Source organism: Adlercreutzia agrestimuris, from assembly GCF_943193125.1.
GTDB classification, from domain to species: domain Bacteria; phylum Actinomycetota; class Coriobacteriia; order Coriobacteriales; family Eggerthellaceae; genus Xiamenia; species Xiamenia agrestimuris.
Map to the genome: position 1 here is coordinate 210,259 of NZ_CALPCX010000001.1, position 25,910 is coordinate 236,168.

The 25,910-nt window shown below is 49.7% G+C and carries 22 protein-coding genes; 7 read left to right on the forward strand and 15 right to left on the reverse strand.

The features are described 5' to 3' along the window. Nucleotides 1-63 precede the first annotated feature (63 nt). Genes NFR28_RS00875 through NFR28_RS00890 form a run of 4 tightly spaced genes read right to left on the reverse strand, consistent with a single transcriptional unit; the run spans nucleotide 64 to nucleotide 4,491 of the window. Entirely contained in the window at nucleotides 64-1,347 is a 1,284-nt protein-coding gene (locus tag NFR28_RS00875) for a hemolysin family protein (RefSeq protein ID WP_251177951.1), read from the reverse strand. 27 nt (nucleotides 1,348-1,374) lie between these two features. Beyond that, nucleotides 1,375-2,139 (reverse strand): PAQR family membrane homeostasis protein TrhA, encoded by a 765-nt coding sequence (trhA, locus tag NFR28_RS00880; RefSeq protein ID WP_251177952.1) that lies wholly within the window; start codon nucleotides 2,137-2,139, stop codon nucleotides 1,375-1,377. 4 nt (nucleotides 2,140-2,143) lie between these two features. Further along, nucleotides 2,144-3,997, reverse strand: a complete 1,854-nt coding sequence (locus NFR28_RS00885; protein WP_251177953.1) for a PH domain-containing protein — start codon at nucleotides 3,995-3,997, stop codon at nucleotides 2,144-2,146. Nucleotides 3,998-3,999: 2 nt separating this feature from the next. After that, complete coding sequence (locus tag NFR28_RS00890) at nucleotides 4,000-4,491, reverse strand: PH domain-containing protein (protein ID WP_251177954.1); 492 nt, start codon at nucleotides 4,489-4,491, stop codon at nucleotides 4,000-4,002. Nucleotides 4,492-4,672: 181 nt separating this feature from the next. On the opposite strand from NFR28_RS00890, the gene NFR28_RS00895 reads away from it, so the two are divergent. After that, nucleotides 4,673-5,116, forward strand: coding sequence for a GatB/YqeY domain-containing protein (locus tag NFR28_RS00895; RefSeq protein ID WP_251177955.1), 444 nt, complete (start codon nucleotides 4,673-4,675; stop codon nucleotides 5,114-5,116). Nucleotides 5,117-5,194: 78 nt separating this feature from the next. On the opposite strand, the gene mazG is transcribed toward NFR28_RS00895, so the two are convergent. After that, on the reverse strand, nucleotides 5,195-6,115 hold the full coding sequence (gene mazG, locus NFR28_RS00900; protein WP_251177956.1) for a nucleoside triphosphate pyrophosphohydrolase: 921 nt from the start codon (nucleotides 6,113-6,115) through the stop codon (nucleotides 5,195-5,197). Nucleotides 6,116-6,197: 82 nt separating this feature from the next. Here mazG and NFR28_RS00905 point away from each other — a divergent pair, with 82 nt between their 5' ends. From NFR28_RS00905 to NFR28_RS00915, 3 genes are read left to right on the forward strand one after another with little or no spacing between them, the layout of a single operon-like run. After that, a complete protein-coding gene (locus tag NFR28_RS00905; protein ID WP_251177957.1) occupies nucleotides 6,198-6,671 on the forward strand; it encodes a hypothetical protein in 474 nt (157 codons plus the stop codon). Between the two features lie 38 nt (nucleotides 6,672-6,709). Then, a complete protein-coding gene (locus tag NFR28_RS00910) occupies nucleotides 6,710-7,360 on the forward strand; it encodes a cysteine hydrolase family protein (protein ID WP_251177958.1) in 651 nt (216 codons plus the stop codon). An 8-nt stretch (nucleotides 7,361-7,368) separates the two neighbouring features. Then, entirely contained in the window at nucleotides 7,369-8,241 is an 873-nt protein-coding gene (locus NFR28_RS00915; RefSeq protein WP_251177959.1) for a TrmH family RNA methyltransferase, read from the forward strand. Here NFR28_RS00915 and NFR28_RS00920 read toward each other — a convergent pair. Together NFR28_RS00920 and NFR28_RS00925 are read right to left on the reverse strand one after the other, a co-directional pair. After that, the gene (locus NFR28_RS00920; RefSeq protein ID WP_251177960.1) at nucleotides 8,238-8,534 is read right to left on the reverse strand and encodes a hypothetical protein; all 297 of its coding nucleotides are present in this window, start codon (nucleotides 8,532-8,534) and stop codon (nucleotides 8,238-8,240) included. The two genes, NFR28_RS00915 and NFR28_RS00920, sit on opposite strands and share 4 nt — an antisense overlap. A 10-nt stretch (nucleotides 8,535-8,544) precedes the next feature. Further along, nucleotides 8,545-8,976 carry a universal stress protein gene (locus tag NFR28_RS00925; protein WP_251177961.1) on the reverse strand — a complete coding sequence of 144 codons (432 nt, stop codon included), beginning with the start codon at nucleotides 8,974-8,976 and terminating at the stop codon, nucleotides 8,545-8,547. 219 nt (nucleotides 8,977-9,195) lie between these two features. Between NFR28_RS00925 and ubiE the strand changes: the two genes are divergently transcribed. Then, nucleotides 9,196-9,948, forward strand: a complete 753-nt coding sequence (gene ubiE / locus NFR28_RS00930) for a bifunctional demethylmenaquinone methyltransferase/2-methoxy-6-polyprenyl-1,4-benzoquinol methylase UbiE (RefSeq protein WP_251177962.1) — start codon at nucleotides 9,196-9,198, stop codon at nucleotides 9,946-9,948. A 278-nt stretch (nucleotides 9,949-10,226) separates the two neighbouring features. Here the strand turns inward: ubiE and NFR28_RS00935 are convergent, their stop codons facing one another. Then, the gene (locus NFR28_RS00935; RefSeq protein ID WP_251177963.1) at nucleotides 10,227-11,546 is read right to left on the reverse strand and encodes an FAD-dependent oxidoreductase; all 1,320 of its coding nucleotides are present in this window, start codon (nucleotides 11,544-11,546) and stop codon (nucleotides 10,227-10,229) included. A gap of 80 nt (nucleotides 11,547-11,626) precedes the next feature. Continuing rightward, nucleotides 11,627-12,271, reverse strand: coding sequence for a cytochrome c3 family protein (locus NFR28_RS00940; protein ID WP_251177964.1), 645 nt, complete (start codon nucleotides 12,269-12,271; stop codon nucleotides 11,627-11,629). Between the two features lie 300 nt (nucleotides 12,272-12,571). On the opposite strand from NFR28_RS00940, the gene NFR28_RS00945 reads away from it, so the two are divergent. Next, entirely contained in the window at nucleotides 12,572-13,831 is a 1,260-nt protein-coding gene (locus NFR28_RS00945; protein ID WP_251177965.1) for a hypothetical protein, read from the forward strand. Here the strand turns inward: NFR28_RS00945 and NFR28_RS00950 are convergent. The 6 genes from NFR28_RS00950 to NFR28_RS00975 form a co-directional block, all read right to left on the reverse strand. Continuing rightward, entirely contained in the window at nucleotides 13,828-14,553 is a 726-nt protein-coding gene (locus NFR28_RS00950; protein WP_251177966.1) for a response regulator, read from the reverse strand. The two genes, NFR28_RS00945 and NFR28_RS00950, sit on opposite strands and share 4 nt — an antisense overlap. Next, a complete protein-coding gene (locus NFR28_RS00955; RefSeq protein WP_251177967.1) occupies nucleotides 14,546-17,299 on the reverse strand; it encodes a sensor histidine kinase in 2,754 nt (917 codons plus the stop codon). Before NFR28_RS00955 ends, NFR28_RS00950 begins: the two co-directional genes overlap by 8 nt. 48 nt (nucleotides 17,300-17,347) lie before the next feature. After that, nucleotides 17,348-17,995, reverse strand: a complete 648-nt coding sequence (locus tag NFR28_RS00960) for a potassium-transporting ATPase subunit C (RefSeq protein WP_251177968.1) — start codon at nucleotides 17,993-17,995, stop codon at nucleotides 17,348-17,350. Nucleotides 17,996-18,018: 23 nt separating this feature from the next. Then, nucleotides 18,019-20,151 (reverse strand): potassium-transporting ATPase subunit KdpB, encoded by a 2,133-nt coding sequence (kdpB, locus tag NFR28_RS00965; RefSeq protein ID WP_251177969.1) that lies wholly within the window; start codon nucleotides 20,149-20,151, stop codon nucleotides 18,019-18,021. A gap of 16 nt (nucleotides 20,152-20,167) precedes the next feature. After that, complete coding sequence (locus NFR28_RS00970; RefSeq protein ID WP_251177970.1) at nucleotides 20,168-22,000, reverse strand: potassium-transporting ATPase subunit KdpA; 1,833 nt, start codon at nucleotides 21,998-22,000, stop codon at nucleotides 20,168-20,170. Nucleotides 22,001-22,247: 247 nt separating this feature from the next. Beyond that, nucleotides 22,248-23,753: a helix-turn-helix domain-containing protein gene (locus NFR28_RS00975; protein WP_251177971.1), complete on the reverse strand. Its 1,506-nt coding sequence runs from the start codon at nucleotides 23,751-23,753 to the stop codon at nucleotides 22,248-22,250. A gap of 193 nt (nucleotides 23,754-23,946) precedes the next feature. On the opposite strand from NFR28_RS00975, the gene NFR28_RS00980 reads away from it, so the two are divergent. Then, a complete protein-coding gene (locus tag NFR28_RS00980) occupies nucleotides 23,947-25,854 on the forward strand; it encodes an FAD-binding protein (RefSeq protein WP_251177972.1) in 1,908 nt (635 codons plus the stop codon). Nucleotides 25,855-25,910: the final 56 nt, after the last annotated feature.

Here is a 25,910-nt window from a genome sequence, read left to right on the forward strand (position 1 = left end):
ACAAGCGCCACCTTATCGAACGAACCATGAACGTTTGGTTAACGGTCGTTTTAAGCTTATAAGCTACAAACGTTCTACCTTCATACTTAGAATACGACGGCGGCGCATAGACAAAATCTTGAACACATAACCTTGGTATTCAAAGGTGTCTCCCACTTCTGGAACAGAATCAAAGTTGCTCATAAGCCACCCTGCCATAGTCTCATAATCAGGGGATTCTTCAACAGGCCACCCTAAAATCTCAGCATCTTCTACCGGGAAACGCCCATCAATTTTCCAACTTGTTTCACTATAGGTTTCAATAAACGGATTTTCTTTGTCGGTTTCATCAACAATTTCGCCAACAATTTCTTCCACGATATCTTCAACGGTAATCAAACCGTCAGTTCCGCCATATTCGTCAACCACAATTGCCATCTGTTGGCGATTCGTTTGCATCTCAGCAAGCAGCGGATAGGCGTCTTTTGTCTCAGGGACAAAAAGTGCCTCGAAGGCAAAATCAACCGCAGGCACGTCCTCGTCGCCATCCATAAGCGCAGCCATAAGATCTTTGTAGTGCACAATGCCAATGATGTGATCAATATCTTCGTGGAAAATTGGCAAACGCGAATAGCCAGTGCCTTGCATGCGTTCAAGTGTTTGACGTACCGTCATCGTGTCTTCGGCGAAAATCATGTCTACGCGTGGTGTCATAATCTCATGCACCGACATATCACCAAGATCCAAAATCTCGTGAATCATGCGCTTCTCGTCATCAAGAAGTTCTTCGTTGTCGGTCACCATATATTTGATTTCCTCTTCAGAAACCGTCTGACGCTCATCAGCGCCTTTGATGCCAAGAAGACGCGAAATACCATTTGCAGACGCCGAGGTTAACCATACTAACGGTGAAGCAATTTTCTGAAACACCTTCAGAGGTCCCGCAACTGATTTGGAGATTTTCTCAGCATCTGCAAGAGCCATGCGCTTAGGCACTAGCTCACCGATAACAATGCTGAGATAAGAAACAATCAGGGTAATGAGTACGGGCGCTAAACCAGGAGCAATGGCTGAAAGCCACTCAACCCCAAAGCTTGACATCCATTGCGCAAGCGGATCAGAAAGATTTGTTGCCGCTGCAGCTGATGCAAAAAAACCAACAAGCGTGATAGCTACCTGAATGGTTGCAAGAAACTGCCCTGAGTTGCTGGCAAGATCGTAAGCGCGCTGAGCTTTTTTGTCCCCTTCTTCAGCTTCATGCGCCAACGTAATCATACGCACATTTACCAGTGCCATCTCAGACATAGAAAAGTATCCGTTGACGAAAATGAGCGCCAACGTCACGACAATACTTATACCAATTTCCATACTGATTTGTTCAACTCCTTGTGAAGCTTATATGACATATAGGGCAATTGCTAAAAACTGCAAAACGCTGCCAAGCAATACCCAAATATGAAAGATCGAATGCATATAAGGAATGCGTTTGAGCACATAGAAGATACAGCCAATGGTATAGCTGAGACCACCAAGCGCCAAAAGCCAAAGCGCGGCTGAATTCATTTGCGCAATGAGCTGCGGCAAAAAGGCTACTACCGACCAACCTAAAAGCAAATACAGAACTGCTGAAATCCAGCGTGGGCGAAACACCCAAAAAGCCTCGCACGCCACGCCAGCTAAAGCAACTGCCCATACAAAAATGCAAAGATAGACACCGCCCACACTGCCAAGCGTTATGAGACAAAACGGAGTGTAGGTGCCCGCAATAAAAAGATAAATGCAACTATGGTCAAGCACCTTAAAAACGCGTTTTGCTTTCTCGGCAGCAAGCGCATGATACAAGGTAGACATGACATATTCCAAAAGCATAGTCAGCGTATATACCAGTGCTGCAAAAAGATACACCCCGCCACCACGCTCTACAGCGTGCACCACCAAAATAGGAATAGCAGCAATTGCCAACAGAGCACCAATACCATGCGTGACCGAATTAAAAATCTCTTCGCCTAAGGTATATTCGCGAATATTGCGCTTCTTATTCTCAGTGCTTGCAGTGGTTGCAGACGTTTCGTGACGGTGCTCGCGCAGCGCGTGTGCGTTCTTCGGCTTAAATTGCGAAGGCGTCCACGAAGTTGGCAATGTTGAAGGTTGATCGCTCATGTCACTACCCTACCATATTCCGCTGCGGTTGTACCCAGGTAAGCCACGCTTGGGCATCTTCTTCTCGAGCATCAACCAGCTTCACGTGTGTACCACCCACACCAGCAGCCGTTACAGCTGTGATTGTGGCAGTATGAGCCGAACGCTGAAACGGGTTGGTTTTGGTGTAACCAAACTGGATTTTTTTGCGCGGAAAACTGACAACTTCGCGCGAAAAACCGCCATTGCTCACCTGCATAAAAGAACGATTAAACGCAAAGCCTGAGCTTTTTGCCCACAAAACGGCACCAATAAGGTCAAGCACAAAGAGCGTAAACGCTAATGCAAACCCAATAATGCATGCTGGATCCGCGAAGGTCATAAATAGCGCTAAGTCAGGATCATAGGGAGCCTTGGGGGCTATAAACATTTCAACGGCACCCATACAAAGCGCAACTACAACAGCAAGCCAAAAACCACTTCCTTGAATTATGCCTCTGCGAATAAGCGCACGACGAAGAGCAACAGGTGCAACAGGGGTTATCTCGGTAGGTACTCCGGCAAATTCCGGAATGATGCCTGCTAGAATCTCAGGAACTCGGCTCACTTTTACAAAGGGATGAATAATCAAACCCTGTTGCGCAAGAGTACCTTTATTCGTGTCGTCATCTGCTGTAGCCGCATCAATTTTGCCAAGCGAAACCTCACAGTACCCAAAGATCTTACGAATAAATGACTGCTTAATCACAACGCTTTGCACGCGGTCAACATCAACGCCTTGGAACTGATGTTGTAATAGACCATATTCCACTTCAATACGATTGCCGCGCCTACGAGCTTTAAATCCGCCATATGAAATGCATGAGCCAACAGCAGAGAGCACCCAAATAACCAACATTATCGCTACAAAAGCGAATGCAAATACGACAAGAAACTGTGGGGGTGCTGCAAACGCAGCATCAAAAGCGGCATCCTCCCAACTCCCAGAAGCTGGAGAAAAAAGACCATCCATCAGTTCAAAGAGCTGCGTAACTACACCGATAATACCAAACACAATTACGACAAACGTCGTATTGTTGGAAAGGCCTGTCAGAATAAGCTCTTTATTGGACATGCCATATTCATATGACACAGGTGCGATATCTGCACCCATGCCACCAAATACTCCACCAACGCTTTGCCAAATCTCTGCTGGTGCATCCAAAATATTTCCTGATTGCTGTGTCTGCGCAGGAGCACCTGGCGCATACTGCGCGGGTGACGGTGCAGCATACTCCTGTGCTGGTACCTGAAAAGATGCGACCGAAGCCTGCGCACCAGAACCTGTCATTACATACTGCTTGCGAGCGAACAGCTCATAGCGAAGTTGCTCTGCCTGAGTTTTGCTCACATAAGGAATGGTGATAGCTTTGTTATTTGAACCACCTGCAGTATCAATGCTCACTGTGCAAACGCCAAAAATGCGCTGGAATAACGTAGCTCGCTGATCAACTGATTGCACACGCTGATAAGGTACATGAATACGTTGCTTGTTGAAAATTCCTGAATGGAGACTGAATTCCTCAGGCGTAAGCTCATAATACAAATGCTTGTATGACCACCAACGCACGAGCGCACTAATACCTAGGGCACCAACAAATAGCACCAAAACAAGCAAAAGGACACCAAAGATCAAGAAGACTTCGCCGCTTCGTCCAAAAGAAAGCTCAGAGATCACACCAGCAAGCGACGACGCAAGAGAGATTCCTGACGCAACAATAACATAAAACGCTATACGCACGCTTCCCAGCCAAATATAGCTATGGTGGACATGGATTTTTTCAGGCTGTTGTTGCACCTGCGGCTGTGATGTGGGCGGCATCTGATTCTGCGTCTCCATGATTACACATCCTCTTGAGCAAGACGCGCCAACTCAGCAGCACGATCGCGAAGCTGCTCGGCTTCTTCGCTCCTCAAACCTGGAATTTCATGTTCACCAGCAGCCGTAGCAACCGTCACACTTGAAAGACCAAATAAACGCAGAATTGGTCCTTGGCGAGTATCGGTGTTCTGCACACGAATAAACGGAATCACAAAACGCTTGCGCCAGACAATTCCACGTGCGATATCCAAATAGTCTTCACTCACCTCGTAGCGCCAGCGCATATAGCGAATAGGAGGCAAAACAACAACGCACAAAATCATCGTGAGTACATAGATAAGGGTCATAATGCCTACGACAACCCATTCCCAACTGGGATCAGGGTCAACAAGCCCAGCAATAACAAACCCTATTGCACAGCAAACGAAAAGCAACGTGGCACTAATTGCATCATTAAGACGCCAAACTGACTTTATGCGCGGATCAAGCTGATTCAGGGGAAGTGGTTTCATGGATGCCTCCTCAATTATTCAAACCAAGACATTTTAGCAGATTCCGCCCTATTCTCTTTATCCCGCAGCGCCTTGGGTACGCTATACTCAAGGCTATTCCACATGCATTAATGATTTATGAACATTGCATCCTGACAAAGTACTTTCAAGTATCAGGACGTACGGGTAAGGAGTAAACCAGATGACAAATGACGAGCTGATGCAAGCAATCAAAGATGCCATGAAGGCCAAAGACAAGACGCGTCTTTCCATTCTTCGCCAAGTACATGGCGAACTCAAAAACATTGAGGTCAATGAGCGTCGCGACATTACCGATGCCGATGTTGACGCCATGCTCAAACGCACTATCAAGCAGACCAAAGAAACGCTGGATGGGTCCATTAAAGCAGGCAACAACCAAGAGCGCACTGACATGCTGACTGAACAAGTTGCAATTCTTGAGAGCTATTTACCCAAACAAGTATCAGGCGACGAATTAGTTGCACTTATTGATGCCACGCTCGCTGAAACGGGCGCTTCAACCAAAAAAGACATGGGCAAAGTCATGGGCGCACTTACCCAAGCAACAGGTGGCAACTTTGATAAAGCAGCTGCCGCAAAACTTCTCGGTGAAAAACTTGCGTAACGCCTCTTGATCCGCGCGTTCAACCTACACAGCGTCTGAGATCAGTTTTAAAACCAGCAAAAGCGGTGATTCGTGATTCTATCGCGCTTCGCCGCTTTCTTTTATCGCGTCCCAAAGCCTATTTTGCTCAGCGGGCGAAAGATCCTCTATGCGTTTGCCTTGTGCGACACATGCCGCCTCCATTGCCGCCCACCGTGCACGAAACTTCATGCAGCACTGCCGCAGCGCGCTTTCGCTATCAATGCCCATCTTTCGCGCTACGTTGACCAGCGAAAAGAGAACATCTCCGAACTCCATTTCCACATCTTCGACAGCTTTTTTAGGTGTCACACCCGCAGCCTTCAAAGCTTCAGGCAAAGGTGCATCAACATCTACTTTGCCTTTTGCAGTTTTTGGAGCATATTCATATGCTTCTTTCAGCTCCGCTATTTCTTCGTCAACCTTCTCCCATACATCGCTGAGGCATTCCCACTCAAAACCAGCCGAGGCTGCCTTGCGCGAAATTTTTTGCGCTTGCATCAATGCGGGAAACGAAGAAGGAACCCCCTCCAACAGCCCAGATGGCTCCTGGGCGGTTGCCCCTTCGGCAAGCTTAACTTGATCCCATAAATCAAGCACGTCAGAAGCATGCTCAGCAGAAGCTTCTCCAAACACGTGTGGATGTCGGCGCACCATTTTAGCGTTGACATCAGCAGCAACATCATCGATGTTGAATTCCCCAGCATCAGAAGCAATCTGACTTTGCAGGACAACTTGCAACAAAACATCGCCCAGTTCTTCGCGAAGATGAGCAATATCATTTTGCTCAATAGCATCCACTGCCTCATATGCCTCTTCCAGCATATTCTTCGCAATAGATGCGTGCGTTTGCGCTTGATCCCAGGGACACCCATCCGGCGCTCGCAGCGCAGAAATTGTGGCTACAAACTGGTCAAACGAAGGATGTGGTTGCGGATTTGCTGCTAAATACAGAGCTTCTTTGGCATGCGATGAATTCAAAATGTTTCCTTTCGACAACTCAACCATCAGTATAACGGCTTGCGTGAGTGCTATGCTTTCTTAGAACGAAAGGACAGCAAAAATGTCAAACGATCCCGCAGTTTCTACTTCAAACATAGTGCAGCCACGAAGTCATCTTCGGGCGGCGCGGTGGGCGGTTCGCATTAGCTTTCTTTTCGTGTTTGTCGTTAATGTACAATGCGCGCTATCTTTTATCATCTGGCCTGATGCATTCGTTCAAGCATATCAACTTGAGGGCATTTCCGGTCAAGCCGCGGTAGCAGGCATAGGGGTTGCGTTTCTCATGTGGAATGTTACCTATCCAGCAGTGATTTTTCGGCCTGACTCGTTTTTTTCTTTAGGCGTCATAGTGCTCATCCAGCAACTCGTTGGCCTTATTGGAGAATGCTTTATTTGGTCGCAATTGCCCAGCGTTGGCTTTGAGCTACTCAGCAGCAGCATTGCGCGATTTGTGCTTTTTGACGGCGCCGGACTCATTCTTATGGGTGCGGCATTTATATGGTTTTCTTTTATACGCCATCATGAAAAAGCGTAAAGTGAATTAACGAGCTACTCGGTAAGTTAGGAGTACCTATGATTTCCCCCAAGCAAGCAGCGCTTATCATCATTGATATGCAGCATGGCTTTATTGACCCCGCCTCTCCCCTTTGCATTGCTGGCGCTGCTGCAACCGTAAACACGTGCGAAAAAGCGCTTACAAAGGCGCGCGAGCTTGGCATGACAATCGTTCATGTCACCAGGGAATATGCCACGGACGGATCAGATGTTGAAGCAGTGCGCTATGCCACATGGGCAGCAGAGGGCAAACCTCTTTCTGCGGCATGCGCAGATGCTCACTCTGGGGACGAAGTTGCGCCTCTTTCTCCGCGCGCAAACGAGTACTGCATCGTCAAACCACGCTTCTCGGCATTCTTCGCCACGAAACTTGACCTTGTGTTGCGACGTCTTGGTATAACGTGCGTTGTCCTTATGGGAACCACAACACCGAATTGCATTCGCACCACCTGTTATGACGCACTTTCACTTGATTACAATGTTGCTATCTTGAACGATTGCACATCATCGCGCACACCCGAAGTACAAGCTGCCAACATTGAGGACATGCGTGCTATTGGAGCTCACATTTTTGACAGCAAGGAATTCATTGCGCATGGCATTGAGCTTGTTCCTGACGTGCTCAACGATGTGCGTGCAGAAATGATTGAATTTGCTTGTGAGGATTAACGGACCGTATGCTTACTTACCTTGATGCTTTAGACGATGCGCGACTTGATGTATATGCGCGTCTTACCGACGTGGCGCTTCGTTCAAAACTTGAACCCGAACAGGGTATTTGCATTGTCGAATCAGCAAAAGTGATAGATCGCGCGCTTGACGCAGGTTTGCAACCTTGCTCCTTATTACTTGAAGCTCACCGCGTAGAGACGCACAAGGAGTTAATCCAGAGATTTGAAACGCTCTGGCCAGACACACCGATCTACGTTGCACCACGCGATGAGCTTGCCAAACTTACCGGCTTTAATTTGACGCGTGGCGCCCTTGCGGCGTTTTTTCGCCCCCAACCAGAATCGGCAGCAGTGGTGCTTGCACGTGCAACACGTGTTGCCATCCTTGAAGATATTACAAACCACACAAATGTCGGTGCAATTTTTAGAAGTGCTGCCGCCCTTGGCATGGACGCGGTGCTCATAACGCCTGGGTGCTACGACCCGCTGTATCGACGAGCCTTGCGCGTCTCTATGGGTGCCGTCTTCCAGATTCCCTGGGCCTACATTGGCACAGATGTTGAGGGGCCAGGAAAACACGGCAACGTTATACGCGCTGGTGGTTGGAGCGAAACAGGCATTCCTCTTCTGCATGAACACGGATTTAAAGTAGCCGCTTTGGCGTTAAGCGATAACTCTATTGCACTTAACAACCCAATTTTGCAAACCACAGATAAGCTTGCTCTCGTGCTTGGCACTGAGGGCGAAGGCTTATCTGATCACACCATCATGAGGTGTGATTATACGGTCAAAATACCCATGTCACATGGCGTTGACTCGCTCAATGTTGCAGCTGCAAGCGCCGTTGCGTTTTGGCAAGTACGCGCGTTACAACCCTAATTGTTTTTGCGCGCGCGTGAATCTTGTGCACGTGTGGCACGTGCACTGCGAGCAGCTTCTTTCTCGTCTTCCTCGCGACGCTTTTTACGACGGTGCACGCCCTCATAAATGAGCGCAACAGCCACTGCAATTGCGGCGGTGACAATCAAGATCACCGGTGCCTTGTCATAGGCCGCCGACCCTTCAGGAGTAGCACCAAATGCCATCAATGGGCAGCAAAGAACACTTGCAAATGCGCCCGTTGTGGCGGTAAGTACCTTTGCCCGCGCGTTTTTCCCCACCAAAACACTCATCAAACAACCTCTACTTTGCAACCAATACCGGAATCTTTGAGCCTTGGAGTATCTTGTGGCTGACGCTTCCGAAATACTCCTTTATGCCTTCAAGCCCACGATTCCCTACTACGATCAGGTCATATGTACGCTGATCAGTCAGTTTGAGAATTTCAGTGGCAGGATTCGTTCCCGTCAAAAGAAGTGAATCGGTGCGCTTTGCCACTTCATCATCAAGCGAACCTTCAGCTTCTTCGAGCAATGATTCGCCATCAGAAATCATCATGTCCAAAATCTGCGCAAACGCCTGTTTTTGCGAGTCATCCAACAACGGGATAGGCACCACGTAGGCGAGATCCATATGTGCGTCAGGGTTTACTTTCGCAAGATCGGCGCCAAGCGCTAAAGCACGTTTTCCGCCTTCGCTCTCATCATAAGCTACCAGAATTTTGTCGACTGCCATGAGGTGCTCCTTTCAAACAAACTCGCTAGAGCATTTTTGTTAATACCAGTATACCCGCTGATTGCGCCAACCATGGTTGCGATCAGACAACGTATTCGCCTCTCCATACGCCGAAGTCAGACCTGTTTCTCGCAAGAAAGATTACCGAGCCATATCTGTAACGCTAAGCTTTGCGCTACCATAGTCATTAAACCAACAAGCACATCATAAGGAGCACGCGTGAGCATCGACACCGCTACTGGCAACGAAGCACCAGCTGAGCTTTCATCAAAACGAGTAAAAGATATCTTTTCTCACATTGCCAATAGGTATGAAAAATTTAATGCTATCTCAAGTTTTGGTGCATATAAACTCTGGGTTGCGGGCATGATGAAACAAGCTCCTATCAGCAATAATGATGATGTATTGGATATTGCAGGTGGAACGGGTGAGATTACTTTTGCAGTTGCCAAAACCAAACATCCCGCGCACATCCAATGCACTGACCTTGTTCCCGAGATGCTCGAAGTAGCGAAAGCCCATTACGCTGCAGGAGCAGCCGGATCAGTGCCGGTTCATTTTGAGGTTGTTGATGCCCAAGATATCCCTTATGAAAACAACTCATACGACACCGTTACAGTTGCGTATGGTATTCGCAATATGCCGCAGCGCGAGCAAGCACTATCGGAAATGTATCGCGTACTCAAGCCCGGCGGATCACTCGTCTGTTTGGAGTTCTCAACGCCGCCCAACAAGGTGTGGCGTGGGTTGTATCATTTCTATCTGAACCACCTTATTCCCTTTTGGGGTGGTCTTATCACGAAGGACAAAAAAGGCTTTGTCTATCTCTCAAGCTCCATCAAGGCGTTCCCTGACCAGGAAGGCTTAGCAAAACTCATGGAACAAGCTGGTTTTGTCGACGTCACCTGGAAAAACTACACCGGAGGTATTGCGGCTGTCCATGTGGCGAAAAAGCCCGAAGCCATCAACTAGCGCCACCCCATATCACCCCCACGCGACCATCCTGCCAAGCGGATGCCCATATTGATACGCTTACGATCCATGCAGAACACAAGTTCAGAGCGGAGTTTTGACACAAGTTCGTGTTATAGGACAAAAATCCCCTGAAAGCGTTGCGTTTACCGCTTGCTTTCAGGGGATGCCCACCGTTGAGCGCTTTGCTGCAATAGTTAGAGGGAGGGGTGAACTATGCGGACGCGCTCAATATCGAGGAATGCAAATTTTGCACAAAGCGTCTTTGCTGCTTATGCTTATGCTTTTGCCATTTCTTCACCAGCAATACGGCCGAAGCATACTGCGAATGAAACATAGCAACCGCATCCCGGATAGTTGCCCGGCTTGCCGAAGATGTTGCTTCCAACATCGTTGCCTGCAGCGTACAGACCAGGGATAACGTCGCCCCATACGTCAAGTACTTGTGCTTTGTCGTTGATAACTACGCCGCCGTGGGTCTCAGCCATGTTGTCCTCAGGAACTTCCATGTAGCCCTCGTCGTCCATATCCCAGCTATAGAACACATCGTTGTACTGAACGTTGTAGTGATACTGCTGAGCCTTTGCGATCGGATAGTAGTAAGACATCTGCGTCAAGTCAGCACCAATTGCCATAGCAGCCTTAATGCCCTCGCCTACGCAAGCGTCAGACATGTAGCACTTCTTGCCCACTGCCTCAGGAACGAACTTCTTCTGCATCTCTTCGCCAGCGCAGAATCCGCCTGTAGAGAGCATAACGCCCTTGTTTGCCTTGATGTACTCAGTGCCATTTGCGCCTTCTACCTCAACGCCAATGACGGCACCTTCGTCATCCATAACGAAGCGAACAAACGCGGTGTCAAAAATTGATTCGATCTGCTCAGCGCGAGCGTTAATTGCTTCATAGAGCGGCAAGAACAACTCAGGACCAGAGTTTGCCGTGTTGTCAGGCATTGCCTTTGCCCAGTGAGTACGCGGAAGTGCAGTTGCTTTAGAAATACCGAACTTCTCATAGTCGCAACCAGTAGCGTCCAAGCAGCCAGCGCCGCCCGAAGAACCGCTTGTTGCACCCGAGCCGCCTGCAGCGCGAGCATACTCAAAGAGGTCTTGATCGGTGTGCTCTTTGCTCAAGTCCTCCAGCCAGTCAACATTGGCGCCGCAGCGATCAGCGTAAGCACGAGCAATGTAGTCCGGGCAAGCACCATCGGTGCAAGTCATAATCCAATCATACATATCATCGGCAGCATCTTCGTAGCCAAGCTCTTTTTGAACACGCGTGCCAGCACCCATGATAGCGCCACCGCAACGAGCCATAGAACCGCCCGGCAAAGCCTCTTTCTCAACAATGAGAACTGATGCGCCATTGTCAGCAGCCTCAATAGCGGTAGCAGCACCAGCTGCGCCATAACCAAGCACAACTACGTCTGCTTCACGTGCCCACTCAATACCACCAGCAGCGTCTTCACCGGTAGTTGCCAATGAATCGCCTTCTGGTGCAGCAGAGTCAGCTGATGAGCAACCTACCAGGCCAAAGCCCATAGTTGCGCCCAGCAGGCCAGCTCCTGCTAAAAAGCTACGACGTGAAAATTCCTTCTCCATCTCTCCACTCCCTTCCTTGGGTGAATATCTGCTATCAAACGACTTTCCCTTGTCGTGGTAGCCAAGATTTGTGCACGCTTTTATGCGTGGCAGGTGTAGCACGAATAGACATCCGTGTGATGACAAGACTTGCAATAACGCGTTGCTGTTTTATCAACTGCGGTAGTTGAATGCATCTTGTGGCAGCTAATGCACTCAGTTGCAGCATGGTCTTCGTTTTCTGGCAACGCATGCGGATTAACAACTGTACCTTCGCTGTCGGTCAAAACGGTGCATTCGGCAGTCTTCGTTGCAAGCTCTGCCTGATCATGGCATGACTGACATACTGCGTCGTCAACGCTTGTAGTCACGAGCGCAGAAGCGGCTTTGTCGCTTCCCATCTGAGCACCCTCATGAGCGGCAACCAAACCAGCCTCGTCGGCGTGGCACGTTGCACATGCAAGATCTGCATGCTGCGAAGCAGTACACGCTGAATCTTGTTGGCTTGCTGCCTCTTTGTCGTGGCACATTGCGCAGTCGCTCTCAGCGCTCCAGGTAAAAGCAACACCTTGCGAAGCGTCGTCTCCCTGATCATCTTGCTTCGAAGCGTTCGCAGACGCATTGTCACCCGTTTCAGACAAGCTGCGCTCTTGCGGGGCACAACCAACAAAGGCTAGGCATGCCACAAGAACAACTGTCGCGACAATGATGCAAGACATCTTTGTACGAGAAACCTTGTTCACCATCCTTCTCCTTTCCCCTCTGAATCATCTTGACGATTCAATCTCGAAAACCCGAGATGGCGAATTTATACAAAAGTACAAAAGCGATCGTCAACAGAGTCTCAATTTTTGAAAACGGACGCCTTTTCTCTCGTAGACTAAGACAAATGCTCCTATAATCCCCGCTATCGAACTCTTTTGCAACAACGGGGTTTTGAGTCCTATTCGGCCGTTAGAGGAGGGACTACGGACGAGCAGAAAGAACTCCCTTTCGTTTTAACGAACGAATTCCGTGAGCTTTGGGAGACAGCCAACCAAAGGTATGTGAGTTGGGACGATCTTGACCAATTCGCACTACCAAAAGGTGCTACAAAAGAGCAAATTTGGAAGACGCTTACCGCTCTTCGTCGACACGCAGGCGTGCTTTTACCCTTCCGTCCCTTTGTGTCGCAATCAGACGGCAAAATGACCTGGATAACTCCCCCTCATGACATGGAGCAGGCACTTGTCCTTTTGAAAACGCAGGGCAGCTCACAGACGATTGAATATCAAACCTACCAAGCATTACATGAATCTCGAAAACTGAGCATCATCCTCAACGAATTTGTAACCGCACTAGCCATTGATGGCTATAAAGTAGATTTTCACGAAGGACTTACCGGCTACCTCACCCAACGAACGCCGAGCACTGCTGAGGATCAAGCACTCAATACACTCATTAAGACATTTTTTAGAGCGCCAACTGTTCTTGATGAACCCATCACGCCTCAGTATCTCGATCAACTCAACAGCGCATTTCAAGCTGACACTCCCAGCGAAGCAAGCTCTATCATGCTTCCTCAAATTGAAAAAGCGCGCGATAAATATCTCAACCAAGACTACTACACGCCTGAAATCACCAAGCAGACCATTTGCGATATTCTCAATGACCAGACACTCAACCCCATTATTGCTGAGTTGCAGGCCATTTATTTCTTTGCAGGCTTTCGCCCTTATGAACACTTCAACGCCTCAACTGCACTTTTGCTGAGAAGGGTTTATTACGAACGACGCAATCTTGGGCTCTTGGCGAACATGGCCATCTTTACTGCTCTTTCCAAGTGGCAGCATAAAGCCTACAACCTGGACATTCCAAGCCACGAACATACGCTCAATCCGCATGACTGCGACGAAGGGTTTGATGCAACAGAGTTCACCTATTGCAATGTCTTAATTTACGCAAATGAACTTCGCCTTCTTCAACGCAAGATTGCTGCTACCCAAGCCAACATCACCACAGCTTGCGAGAGAATAGAAGCCTCTCCTCTACTCAACGAGCGCCAAAAGGCAATTGTTAGCAAAATGATTGACAATCCCTTTTTCACCATCACCATTGAGCAAGCTGCGCAGAACTGCCGCGTCTCATACTCCAGCGCGCGCACCGATTTGTTGGGCCTGGTTAGGCAAGGATTTTTAGTGCTCGATTGCCCTGATATGGCAAATCAAGCGCAAGTTTTTCGCGTGGGACCAAATACGATTGCCCTGTTGAGCACCGTTAATCCACGATTATTCGATCCGCGGATTAACACCAACCCCGACAGCTAAGCCTCCACGCGCAACATACGATACCCTACCCCCACGTGAGTTTGAATGTAGATAGGATGTGCTGGATCGGGTTCAATTTTTTTGCGCAGTGTTGTCATGAATACGCGAAGCGATGGCAAATCTGACGCAAGCGCTTGCCCCCAAACCTCTTTTAATATGTAGGTGTGCGTAAGTACCTTACCCGTGTTGCGTGCAAGCAAGCAAAGCAGTTTAAATTCAATGGGCGTAAGATGAATCTCTTTATCGTCTACGCAAACACAGCCGGCGGCATAATCTATAGTCAAACCACCATTCCTATAGCGCGGCGCTTCATCAGCACAAGCCAATGAACCAACTCCTTTTGCCGCAGTTGACCTACGCAAAGCTACACGAATGCGCGCCAAGAATTCGTCAACAGAAAAGGGCTTGGTCAAATAGTCATCAGCGCCCGCATCAAGAGCTCCCACCTTGTCAGTATCTTCTTGTCGAGCCGAAACTACAATGATGGGCACCTCTGACCACGAGCGTACGTTTCTTATTATCTCTACCCCATCCATATCAGGAAGCCCCAAATCCAGCACGATCACATCGGGAGTACGAGACACTGCTTTAAGGAGCGCTTGCGAGCCATTCTCTGCCACGTCATAGGCAAGATCATGCAATTTCAATGCGGTAGTTACGAGGTTGCGAATAGCCGCATCATCTTCTACTACTAACACATATCCCGTTGATGCATTAGTCATCTTTGCGCTCCTCTGCATCATTGAGTACATCTTGCATTACGGCTTGATCCACTATGACTGCAGGTAGATCAAACCAAAAAGAGCAACCATGCGGCTTTACGTCCTGGCTGATCAGCTGAGAGCCATGCGCACGAACAATTGATTGGCACAAAGGAAGTCCAAGCCCCATGCCGCGTCTAACATCGCCAATTGCATGGCTTGTTGCAGGTGATGTAGCACCTAACCCTGGCCCGTCATCAGTAACTGAAAAACGCACGCGCGGCGCTCGCGTGGGATCATCAACTTGGGTTGCCGCCACAACAATTGTACTTCCCTCAGGAGTATAGGCAACTGCGTTGTTCACCAAGTTGATCAGCACCTGCATCATCAAACGCGCATCCATCATTGCCATTAACAAATCATCAGAGACTTCAACGCGAATGGTATGCTTTGACGCATGCCTGCTTACATGCGAAAGCGCCTCAGCAATAATCTCGCTAGCAAGCTCAGGCTGCTGCTCAATACGCACACTGCCCTCATCAATGCGCGTCACCGAGAGCAGGTTTTCTACCATCGTCACAAGCCATGTTGCATCTTCATGCATGTCGCTTAATAGCTGGCGCTTTTGTGCTTTTGTCAATGCACCATCATCGTTAAGCAGCATGTCCGCATCACCCGAAATGGAAGTTAATGGCGTACGCAAATCATGCGAGATTGTACGCAATAAATTAGAACGCAGTGACTCCTTTTCAACGCGCACTGCCATTTCGCGACGCTCTCGCACAAAAGACAAGCGCTCAAGCGCTTGACCGCATTCGTCAGCAAGCATAAGCAGCAAGTTGCGCTCAAATGAGCCCATTTCGGTGTCGGCGTCCATAACCACACCCACAACGCCACCGAATCGCTCTTTGCCACGCACAGGAATATACCAGCACCGCGCATGAGGTAGCGTGTCAGTTGTGCGCCCCGCCGGCTCATTATTGGTAGCAACCCAACCGGCAACCGCACGCTCATCTGGCGAAACGAGGATAGATGCTTCCCCATCGCTTTCAGTACCTGCCACATCATAGACCTGCGGATCTCCCACACGCCCCGTATTGTCTGCTTCATAGACTACTACCGGACAGTTTGTCAGCTTAATTACCTGACTTGCCATCACGCGAAAACAATCAGCCTCATTAGCTGCGTTTGTCAGCTCTCGGTTGCTTCCTAAAAGTACCTCGGTGCGATACACTCGTCGCGCAATCTGGGCATTTTGGCGCTTCATGCGCAACGTCAACAACGAAGCCACCAAAATGGAGGCAAACATCATGGCAAAAATGAACGAATTGCTCAAACCATACGAAGCAAACGAAAGTCGCGGCTGAATAAAGAAAAAGTTGTACGCCAACAAGCTTCCCAAAGACACGACAATCGTATAAAAAACACCTTGCGCACGCGTGGCAAAAAGCAACGCCACCAACGTGTAAAGCATAGGCATCACATAACCTGACACACCTACTTCAAAGACAAGAAATCCGCCAAGAGTAGAAAGCGCAACCGCTGCAAGGGCGCGACCAAAATCAGCCAACGTCGGTTTAAAGAGCGAAGACGCTAAGCGCGTACTAAATTGCGCCGGAAAATCTCGCATTGGCACCACGGTAACAACGGTGTTGTTCACACCATTGATCAGGCGCTCGGACAAATTACCTGCATCTCCAAAAATGCGCTGTAAAAAGGCCCCAGGCAAACGGCGAAGCCCAACAGCGCTACCCACCACTAATTGGGTGGCGCCACAAATTTGAGCGTATTGAATAAGCTGCTGAGCAATGTCGTCGCCTTGCAGCATGACTACTTGCGCCCCAAGCTCTTCAGCCATATTGAGATGCTCAGTCAAGCGATGCCGCTCTTTTGCATCTGGACCATCTTCGTCATCTGCATACTCAAAAGCCACCGCAATAAAAGTGGCATAGAGCGACTGCGCTAGATTAGCAGCAGCGCGTATAACCTTAAACGATCCCTCGTCTGCGGTAACATAGACCAGCACGCATTCTCCTGCAGATGCCGTTGGTGAAAGCGTATGATCTTGACTTTGATGCGCCATACGATCCGCCATGCGCCTAATTGATATCTCGCGCAAGGCAGAAAGATTTTGCTTGGTGAAGAAGTGATCAAGCGCAGTATCTGCACGCTCGGGCGTATAAATCTTGCCCGCACGCAAACGGTCAATCAGATCATCGGGCTCAATATCAACAAGCTCCACCTCGTCAGCCTGATCAAATACAAAATCAGGGATACGCTCATGTACGCGCACATGTGTTATTGCAGCAACTTTATCATTGAGCCCCTCAAGGTGCTGCACATTCACGGTGGTATAGACATTAATGCCTGCACGCAGCAATTCTTCAACATCTTGATAGCGCTTTTTATGCCTACTTCCTGGCGCGTTGGTATGTGCAAGCTCATCAACAAGCACTACTTGTGGATGCCGTTTCAAAATGGCATCCACATCCAACTCATGAAGCTCAAGGGAACGATGGCGAACCCGCTTGGTGGGAATCTGCTCAAGCCCCGTGGCAAGTGCCATGGTATCAGCGCGAGTGTGCGGCTCAAGATAGCCAACAACAACATCTACTCCGCGCTCACGCGCCGCGCGTGCTGCTTCAAGCATCCCGTAGGTCTTGCCCACACCTGCTGCGTATCCAAAAAAGACGCGCAAAATGCCTCGACGCGGTGCGCCATTCTCACCTGAAACTTCAGCTCCTGGCGACACAATAGGCTCAGTCAAGGCATCTCCGCTTCTCTTATGGGTGGCTAGAAATTCTTAGAATTGCGGTCATAATATCACACCGTCCAGCATCAAATTGACCTTCACCACGTTGACGCGCGGTGTTCCAAACAAACCGAAAACAGGACGTTGGGTGCACGTTGCCACAATGTCATTAATCTCTTGTTCGCTTAGTCCGGTAGTGCGAGCCAAGCGCTCAATTTGATAGCGCGCAGCAGCCAAAGAAATCTCAGGATCGTAACCGCTTCCCGAGCATGTCACCAAATCACTTGGCACAGGCTCATCGCCGTGTTCCGGATGCGCTGCTCGCACAGCATCCACGCGGGCAGCTACCACCGAAGCAAATTCATCACTTGCTACAGAAAGCGAATCAGGAGCCGACCAAAGCATTTCATTGCCCTGAGCATCCGTTATGGGCTGACCATCAGCATCAGTTAATACTTCGGGATTCATCGGACGACCCCACATATGTCGCTCATCAGAGAACGGTTGACCAATCATAGTGGAATATAACTTGCCATCTGATCCCTCAATCACACTTCCATTTGCTTGTGAGGGCAGAGCAACTTGCGCTATAAGCGTAGATATTCCCAGGTACACCCCGCCCACTACAATCGTCATAATGACGAAGAAAGCCACGGCACGACCCCATACTTTTGCCTTGCGAGAAATGACGGCAACATTAACTTCACGCATTTGAACCAGAACCTTTCTCACATCTAAAACAGACCCACTGCGGCAAGCAGCATATCAAGAAGCTTGATGCACACAAATGGCAAAACCAAACCACCTACGCCATATACTGCCAAGTTGCGCGACAAGAGCTTTGAAGCAGGAACTTCGCGATATTTCACTCCGCGCAATGCAAGCGGAATAAGCGCAACGATAATAAACGCGTTATAGATAACTGCCGCCAGAATTGCTGTTTGCGGATTGGTGAGATGCATGACGTTGAGCAGCTCAATCTCAGGAAAGAGCGGGACAAACAGCGCCGGAATAATAGCGAAGTATTTTGCCATATCATTGGCAATAGAAAACGTGGTTAAGGCCCCGCGCGTCATAAGAAGTTGCTTGCCAATGCGCACTACCTCAATGAGCTTGGTGGGGTCAGAATCAAGATCCACCATGTTGCCAGCCTCTTTGGCAGCTTGCGTGCCGCTATTCATGGCAACAGCCACATCAGCTTGGGCAAGCGCAGGGGCATCGTTGGTGCCATCACCAGTCATAGCAACCATATGGCCTTCACGCTGATAGCGCTCAATAGCAGCAAGTTTAGTAGCGGGCGTTGCTTCAGCAATGAAGTCATCCACACCAGCTTGCGCAGCTATAGCCGCTGCTGTCATGGGGTTATCACCGGTGACCATAACGGTCTTGATACCCATACGACGAAGGTCGGTGAAGTTCTCTTTGATGCCTTGCTTGATAACGTCACGCAGGTCAATCACACCAATGATTTCACCATCACGAGCAACCAAAAGCGGTGTTCCACCTGCACGTGAGATATCTTCAACCGCGCGCTTGCAAGCTGCCGAATACACACCGCCCGCTGCTTCAACGTAAGCGCATACTGCATCAGCTGCACCTTTGCGAATCTCGTGATCGTGATAGTTCACGCCACTCATGCGCGTCGTAGCGGAAAAGGGAATAAACTCCATGGTGCCATCGTTTTCAACCGTTTTATCACCTAAGCCATAGAGCTCTTGTGCAAGTGCCACAACGCTGCGGCCTTCCGGCGTCTCATCAGTAAGACTTGAAAGCTGGGCGGCCTCAGCAACATCACGCTCGGTTGCACCATCAACGGCAATAAAAGCAACGGCTTGGCGGTTACCAAGAGTAATGGTGCCCGTTTTATCAAGAAGCAACACATCAACGTCGCCCGCCGCCTCAACAGCTCTACCGCTCATTGCCAGCACGTTTGCCTTGTTCAAGCGGCTCATACCAGCAATGCCGATAGCGGAAAGCAACGCGCCAATGGTCGTAGGCGCCAAGCATACAAACAGTGCAACCAACGAGGTCAGAGTCAGAGGATTTGCATGAGTACCCTCTCCTGCCACGCTGAAAGAGCTAAACGCATAAAGCGCCATGGCAACTGTCAAAAATACCAACGTCAAGGCAACAAGCAAGACCTCTAACGCAGCCTCGTTAGGAGTCTTTTTGCGCGCAGCACTCTCAACCATGGCAATCATTTGATCAAGAAAACTGTTGCCCGCTTCAGCGCTAACCTCAACAACCAGCCAATCAGAAAGCAGCGTTGTGCCACCGGTAACCGATGAACGATCTCCACCTGATTCGCGAATAACAGGTGCCGACTCGCCGGTGATAGCACTCTCATCAACTGATGCAGCACCTTTCAAAACTTCACCATCAGCAGGTATTTGTTCGCCCGCAGCCACAAAGAAGATGTCCTTTTTCTTAAGCGTAGACGAGTCAATTTCTTGCGCTTGTTCCATAAAAAATCGTACAGGATCTTCCTCGTGCATGCCGCGCGCCATGTCAGCCTGCGTGATTTTATGCGCCACCACGTCTCGCTTTGCAGCACGCAGCGAATCCGCCTGAGCTTTACCGCGCCCTTGTGCTAAAGCTTCGGCGAAGTTTGCAAAGAGAACACTTAACCACAGCACCACGCACACACTTGCGACAAAGATTGGATTTGTTCCCGTTATGCCAACCAACGCACAAACAAGCAAGATAGTGGTCATAATGGCAGACAGATACACCATAAACATGACCGGGTTAGCCGTTTGCAAACGCGGATTGAGCTTAACAAACGACTGACGAATTGCGTCCCATGTTGCACTGCGCGGTGCCACTTCAGGAGCTGCAGGCGCAGAGATTGTTTGTTTCGACATCATCTTGATACCACCAAATCTAACCTAACATCTGCAGCTGACCTGCAACAGGACCTAACGCTAGCGCGGGGAAGAGCGCCAAAGCACCAACGACAATAATGATCAGCAGCAACAATGCACCAAAGAGCACACTATCGGTTGCCATCGTGCCAGCACTTGTTGCCACGTGCGCACGCTTTGCCAAGCTTCCCGCCAGCAAAAGCACGCAAGCAAGCGGGATAAAGCGGCTTGCCAGCATGACAAACGCCAACAGTGTGTTCAAAAATTCCGTGTTAACCTCAAAGCCAGAAAGCGCCGAGCCGTTTGCCGCAGCAGTAGAGATAGCTGCATAAAGTACCTGCGTAAAGCCGAGGGGACCTTGCACATTTAGCTCTTGCGCTGTTTGCGGATCAAGCGCCATTAAAGCAGCGGCTACCAGCGCCAAAATAGGCGTTGTAATAGTTACCAAAGCAGCCATTCGCATTTCAGACGGCCCAATCTTTTTACCCATATACTCGGGTGTACGACCAACCATAAGACCAGCCACAAAAACCGTGAGAATGGCGAAGCATAGCATGGAACACAAGCCTGAGCCGACGCCACCAAAAACAACCTCGCCCATGCCCATGAGCACCAAAGAGACCAGCGTGGTAAGTGGAGTCATTGCAACAAGTGACGAATTGGCAGAACCATTTGAGGTTCCCGTTGCAAGCATTGTCCAGAACGCCGAGCTTTGGACGCCAAAGCGCGTTTCTTTACCTTCCATATTGCCAGCAGATTGATTCGTACCACCGGTATATACTGCGCCATCTTGAGTAAGCGCTGGTGTTGCAGCTTGTTCTGAGATACCAACAATAGCTAAGGCAGCCACAAAGAGCACCAACATGACACCTAAGATGACATAGCCTTGCTTGCGATTGCCCACAAAACGACCAAACGCAAACACCAGTGCAATAGGAATCACAATAATAGACGCGCTTTGAACAACGTTTGAAAGCGGTGTTGGGTTTTCAAGGATGCTTGCACCATTTGCTCCCATATAACCACCACCATTGCTGCCGAGCTGCTTAGGTGCAACCTGACTTGCAATCGGACCGAGCGGCAGTGCAAGCTGCGTGATTTCATCCTCATCCGCAGCGTCATCGGAGGAATCCTCTTGCGCTGTTGCGGCGCTTTCGCTTGCAATAGTTTCATCGTCAAGAGAAAGCGGCTCAAGCAAAGTTACTGACTGATACTCATCAAAAGTCTGCGGAACACCTTGACTTACGTTGACAAGTGTAACTACCAAGCACAACGGCAATAACACATAAAGCACCGCTCGGGTTGCATCCGCCCAGAAGTTGCCCACGCGACCTTCGTCATCATCGTCAGTTACCATGCCACGAAAAAGCGCATACACAACAGCAATTCCTACAGCGGGCGTTACGACATTTTGAACCGTCAAGCCAACAGCTTGTGACAAGTAGCTTAAGGTTTGTTCGCCACTATAGGCCTGCCAATTAGCATTGGCTACATAACTTGCAGCTGTGTTGAGCGCAAGATCCCAGCTCAATGACGGAAGATGCTCAGGGTTGCCGGGTAAGACACCTTGCAACATAAGAATGGCAAACAATCCAATCAAGGACACGACCGAAAATGCAATAACGCAAAGCAAATAGCGTTTCCATGACATTGAACGCTGCGGGTTTGTTCCAAGCACTCGGTAAATCACCCGTTCAACTGGTTGCAATACACGGCCAATACCCGTGCGCTCACCTGCCATAACACGGTTGAGATATCCGCTAAGCGCATAACCGCACGCAAGCGCTAACGCCAACACAATTGCGCAGCCAAACCAGGCTTGTACCGTGGTATTTTGCGCTAAATCCATCATTTTGCACCACCTTACATGCGTATCTCGCGACGTCTTAGACTAGCGACCATCGCCGCCATGCAACAAAACGACCAGCAGATACACCGCACAAGCCAATCCTGCCGCACCAACAAAACCCGTAAGAAATGACATGGTTGCCTGCCTTTCATCTGACGGGATCAGCATACGGCGACACGCATAAATGCCCCATTAAGGTTTTAAGGTGAGTATTAAGATTGTATAAAGATGAGATTGCGAAACACCGATCTTACGATGCGGACTTATCAACCATATCAATGAGCTGCTGCTTTGAATGAATATGCAGCTTCTTATAAATGCTCTTCACGTGCTCACGTACGGTGTTTTCAGAAACGAAGAGGCGCTTTGCAATGCTTGCACGCGTATGTCCTTGCGCTAAATAGCGAAATACTTCACTCTCGCGCTCCGTTAGACGATAGCGGTATGCAAGCTCAGCACAGCGTGCCGCATGAGGGTCGGGCGTTTGATCCGACGCCTCGGCATCCTGTTCATGCTCTTGCGGAGAGGTTGTAGCAATTGCGGAGCTTTGCTTTGCCTGCGGTGTTGCCCCTAAAGCAATGCCGCCCACACCTACTTCACCAGAAACGCTGCTTGTTCCAGCCGCTTCCCAAACCACCTTATTACTGAGCAGCAAAATGGCAGCTATAGCAACAAGAAAAGCAACCAGTACCACGCTGTTCATAAGCGACTGAGCATTATTGCCACCGAGCGGAATGAGCACCTGCCCAATAACAACACCGATGGCGTGTCCCACATCAAGCACTGTCCAAGCCGCCGGAAACAAAAACGAAAGCGAAACGATGGCACGACGATGCGTGCCCACGAGTACTAAAAGTACGAAAACTTTGAGCATCTGCCATGCAAAAAGTGTTGCCGACAACCATACAGAGGCCAGATCAAGCCACACAATATTAAGCAGAATAACCGCCAGTACAAACACCGCAAAGCCTTTTAGCAGCGTCAAAGTTTGTATGCGCTTGCGACCAATTACAAGCACTACCACAAGAACCAAACAAACAACCATGCCCACTATTGCAGTGCTCTCGTTAATGGTGCGCATGTTGTCTTCGGTGCAACCATCCGCAGTTGTTCCCGCAACAATGCCAAGCGCAATGGCGAATAATGCAATACCTGCCGCCAACTTCGCAAACTCTGAAGGGTGCCTTGGACGAATAAGTAAGGGACTTGATTCCAGTGACACTTTTCGCATGCTGCCAACAAAACAAGCAAGCGACCCAACACCTGACAACGATACTAAAACCGGAATACCCAGCTCTGCACCGTTCATGAGCAAGTAGTCAACAAAAATGCCCACGAGCATGCCTGCGCATGCGCAGCACAAAGCATCGCTTCGGCTATAGTTAGCAAGAGCGGTTGCCCAAACATAGGCAAGAGCAGAAACCGAAAAACCCACCACAAGAGCCGCAAGATAGATTCCCCAAAGCGGCAAAAGCGTTCGCGAGAGCAACACAATGGCAATTGTGCTTATCACTACCGCAAGCGCACCAAGTCCAAGCATCCATGTAGGCGAAAATGCTGCGCGATCTTGTTTGTATGACACTAGGCAGAAGACAAGCAATAAACTAGCGCTCACATCGCCTGCTGCCAGTGGTGAAAAACTCATACCCGCCGAAGACGGAAAGAGAAACGAAACCGCCGCATTTTGCCAGGCAAAAAAGAGGCCAAAGCCCACTATAGTCAAGATAGCACGCGAAACTGACATGCTTTGCGTCACGGTTCCCTCCCTTCCCCGAAACGTGCTATGAAATCAAATTACGCCCTTTTTGCGCTGATGACAAGCGATTTTTACAAAACCACCCGTTTGTGGTTACCCCTTTCAAGCTATCTTGAGCAGCGAAAGGCGACAGCAACCAACAAGTTACGAGAGAGCTTGACTGTCGCAAGGGAGAATGACCTCAGGAGGGTTCATGAAACAATCAACGAAGGGCGTATCTCGCCGCTCATTCCTCAAGGGCGCTGCACTTGCTGGCGTGGGCGCAGCGGCAACATCTATGATTGCCGGTTGCGCGCCCACTGCAAGCGGTGACGCACAAAACGCCGAAGATCTTGCTGCTACCGGTACGGGCACCTCAGCATCTGGCAACCCTGCATGGCTTGGCGATGCCCCTGTCATTGACGAAGCAGATGTCGTAAACACCATTGACACCGAACTTCTCGTTATTGGTGGCGGCGAAAGCGGCCTACCCGCCGCTCGCCGTGCAGCCGAGCTTGGTATGAAGGTTGTTGTAATGGAGAAGCAACCTGAAGACACGTGGGCACCCATCGGTTGCGACGTTGGAACAATCAATTCGCAAACCTATCTCAACACAGGCGCAGAAGCAGTAGACGAAATGCAGGTCCTCAACGAGTGGCAACTGCGCAGCTACTGCCGCACGATGCCCTCCGTTGCAAAAATGTATGCAACGCGCTCCGGTGAAGCATACGATTGGATTTGCGAGCTTGCTCCGCAGGAAGAACTTGACGAGTACCAGGTGCTTTATAGTTTCCCCAACGGCCGTAATCGCGTTGCCGTCAACCACTCTGGCTACACTTCATTCCCGGGTACGGTTTCTCACCGTGACTTCAACAACAAGCTTGGTAATGGCGAAAACCAACCAGCTTGGGGTCCCATTATGCGCTACAGCATTGAAAAATCCCAAGAGCTTGGTGCAGAATGGCTCTTCTCTACCTCAGCTCTTGTACTGATTCAGGATGAAGAAGGTAGCGTATGCGGTGCTTATGGCGAAGGTCCGGAGGGCATTGTCCGCGTAAATGCCGACGCCGTTTTGCTGGCATGCGGCGACTTCTCAGGTAATGGCGAGATGGTACTTGCTCTCAATGATGAGGTTCGCCAACTAGCAGAAACTTCCGACATTGACACCTCTGATCCTTCAAGCTTCATGGGCATGGGTCAAGACGGCATGGGTCACAAGCTTGCTTGCTGGGCAGGTGGCGTCATGGAGCCTGGCCCTCGCGCTGCCATGAACTTCGGTAACGGCATGGGCGCCCCTGGCCTGACCGCTATTGGCAATTACCCGGTCTTTGGTCCGGATGGCAAGCGCTTCTATAACGACTCGCAGCTGCAATTCGGCGGCCAAGGGTTCTTCGCCCGCCGTCCTCGTGGCGACATGATGTGCACCATTGCTGATGGCAAGTGGGAAGAAAACATCATGAATCAAGGCTACGAACACAACATGTCCTCAACCACCTGCGCTCGTGAGTGGGATCTGGTAAAAGAGTGCATGGAAAACTACACCACTGGTCCCGATGGCTTTGAGGTCTATGGCTTTACCGGCTTTGGCATGAATAAGTCAAAGATGTATGCCGCAGAAACGCTTGAAGAATTGGCTGACATTCTTGGATATGAAGGCGAAGCAAAGCAAGGATTGCTTGACGAAATTGCTCACTACAACGAGATGTGCGCAGCCGGCAAAGATACTGACTGGGGTCGCGATGAATCGCTCATGACGCCTCTTGATACGCCACCTTTCTTTGGTATGGCTGGAACTGCGGACAAAGGACGCGTTGCTTCTGGTATGGTGCAAATGTCAGGTGTTCTCGTGAACGATAATCAGCAGGTTCGCCGCGTTGATGACAGCATCATCAAGGGCTTGTACGCATGTGGCAACACCGCTGGTGGTCGCTATGCAATCCAGTATCACACCGCACTGGCTGGCAATTCAGTTGGTATAGCAATCACGCAAGGTTACTGCACTGGCGAACACATCGCCCAGAACCTTGAAGCCGATAAAGCTTATGCTGATGAGTACGCCGCAAAGCTTGCTGAGCTGGCAGAACAGCGCGCCAACCAACCACAGGGTGGTCCGCCCATGTAGGCCATTTAGGCAACAAGCTTTACTCCCCTCCACAAAGAGTCGTGCAGCATTTTCTT

Coding starts and splice junctions, on each gene's coding strand:
- NFR28_RS00970 (WP_251177970.1), bottom strand. CDS start 22,000: ATGATGGATTTAGCGCAAAATACCACGGTACAAGCCTGGTTTGGCTGC.
- NFR28_RS00940 (WP_251177964.1), bottom strand. CDS start 12,271: ATGGTGAACAAGGTTTCTCGTACAAAGATGTCTTGCATCATTGTCGCG.
- NFR28_RS00980 (WP_251177972.1), top strand. CDS start 23,947: ATGAAACAATCAACGAAGGGCGTATCTCGCCGCTCATTCCTCAAGGGC.
- NFR28_RS00910 (WP_251177958.1), top strand. CDS start 6,710: ATGATTTCCCCCAAGCAAGCAGCGCTTATCATCATTGATATGCAGCAT.
- NFR28_RS00905 (WP_251177957.1), top strand. CDS start 6,198: ATGTCAAACGATCCCGCAGTTTCTACTTCAAACATAGTGCAGCCACGA.
- NFR28_RS00920 (WP_251177960.1), bottom strand. CDS start 8,534: ATGAGTGTTTTGGTGGGGAAAAACGCGCGGGCAAAGGTACTTACCGCC.
- NFR28_RS00935 (WP_251177963.1), bottom strand. CDS start 11,546: ATGGAGAAGGAATTTTCACGTCGTAGCTTTTTAGCAGGAGCTGGCCTG.
- NFR28_RS00875 (WP_251177951.1), bottom strand. CDS start 1,347: ATGGAAATTGGTATAAGTATTGTCGTGACGTTGGCGCTCATTTTCGTC.
- NFR28_RS00925 (WP_251177961.1), bottom strand. CDS start 8,976: ATGGCAGTCGACAAAATTCTGGTAGCTTATGATGAGAGCGAAGGCGGA.
- NFR28_RS00895 (WP_251177955.1), top strand. CDS start 4,673: ATGACAAATGACGAGCTGATGCAAGCAATCAAAGATGCCATGAAGGCC.
- kdpB (WP_251177969.1), bottom strand. CDS start 20,151: ATGATGTCGAAACAAACAATCTCTGCGCCTGCAGCTCCTGAAGTGGCA.
- NFR28_RS00960 (WP_251177968.1), bottom strand. CDS start 17,995: ATGCGTGAAGTTAATGTTGCCGTCATTTCTCGCAAGGCAAAAGTATGG.
- NFR28_RS00915 (WP_251177959.1), top strand. CDS start 7,369: ATGCTTACTTACCTTGATGCTTTAGACGATGCGCGACTTGATGTATAT.
- NFR28_RS00950 (WP_251177966.1), bottom strand. CDS start 14,553: ATGACTAATGCATCAACGGGATATGTGTTAGTAGTAGAAGATGATGCG.
- trhA (WP_251177952.1), bottom strand. CDS start 2,139: ATGAGCGATCAACCTTCAACATTGCCAACTTCGTGGACGCCTTCGCAA.
- NFR28_RS00885 (WP_251177953.1), bottom strand. CDS start 3,997: ATGGAGACGCAGAATCAGATGCCGCCCACATCACAGCCGCAGGTGCAA.
- NFR28_RS00890 (WP_251177954.1), bottom strand. CDS start 4,491: ATGAAACCACTTCCCCTGAATCAGCTTGATCCGCGCATAAAGTCAGTT.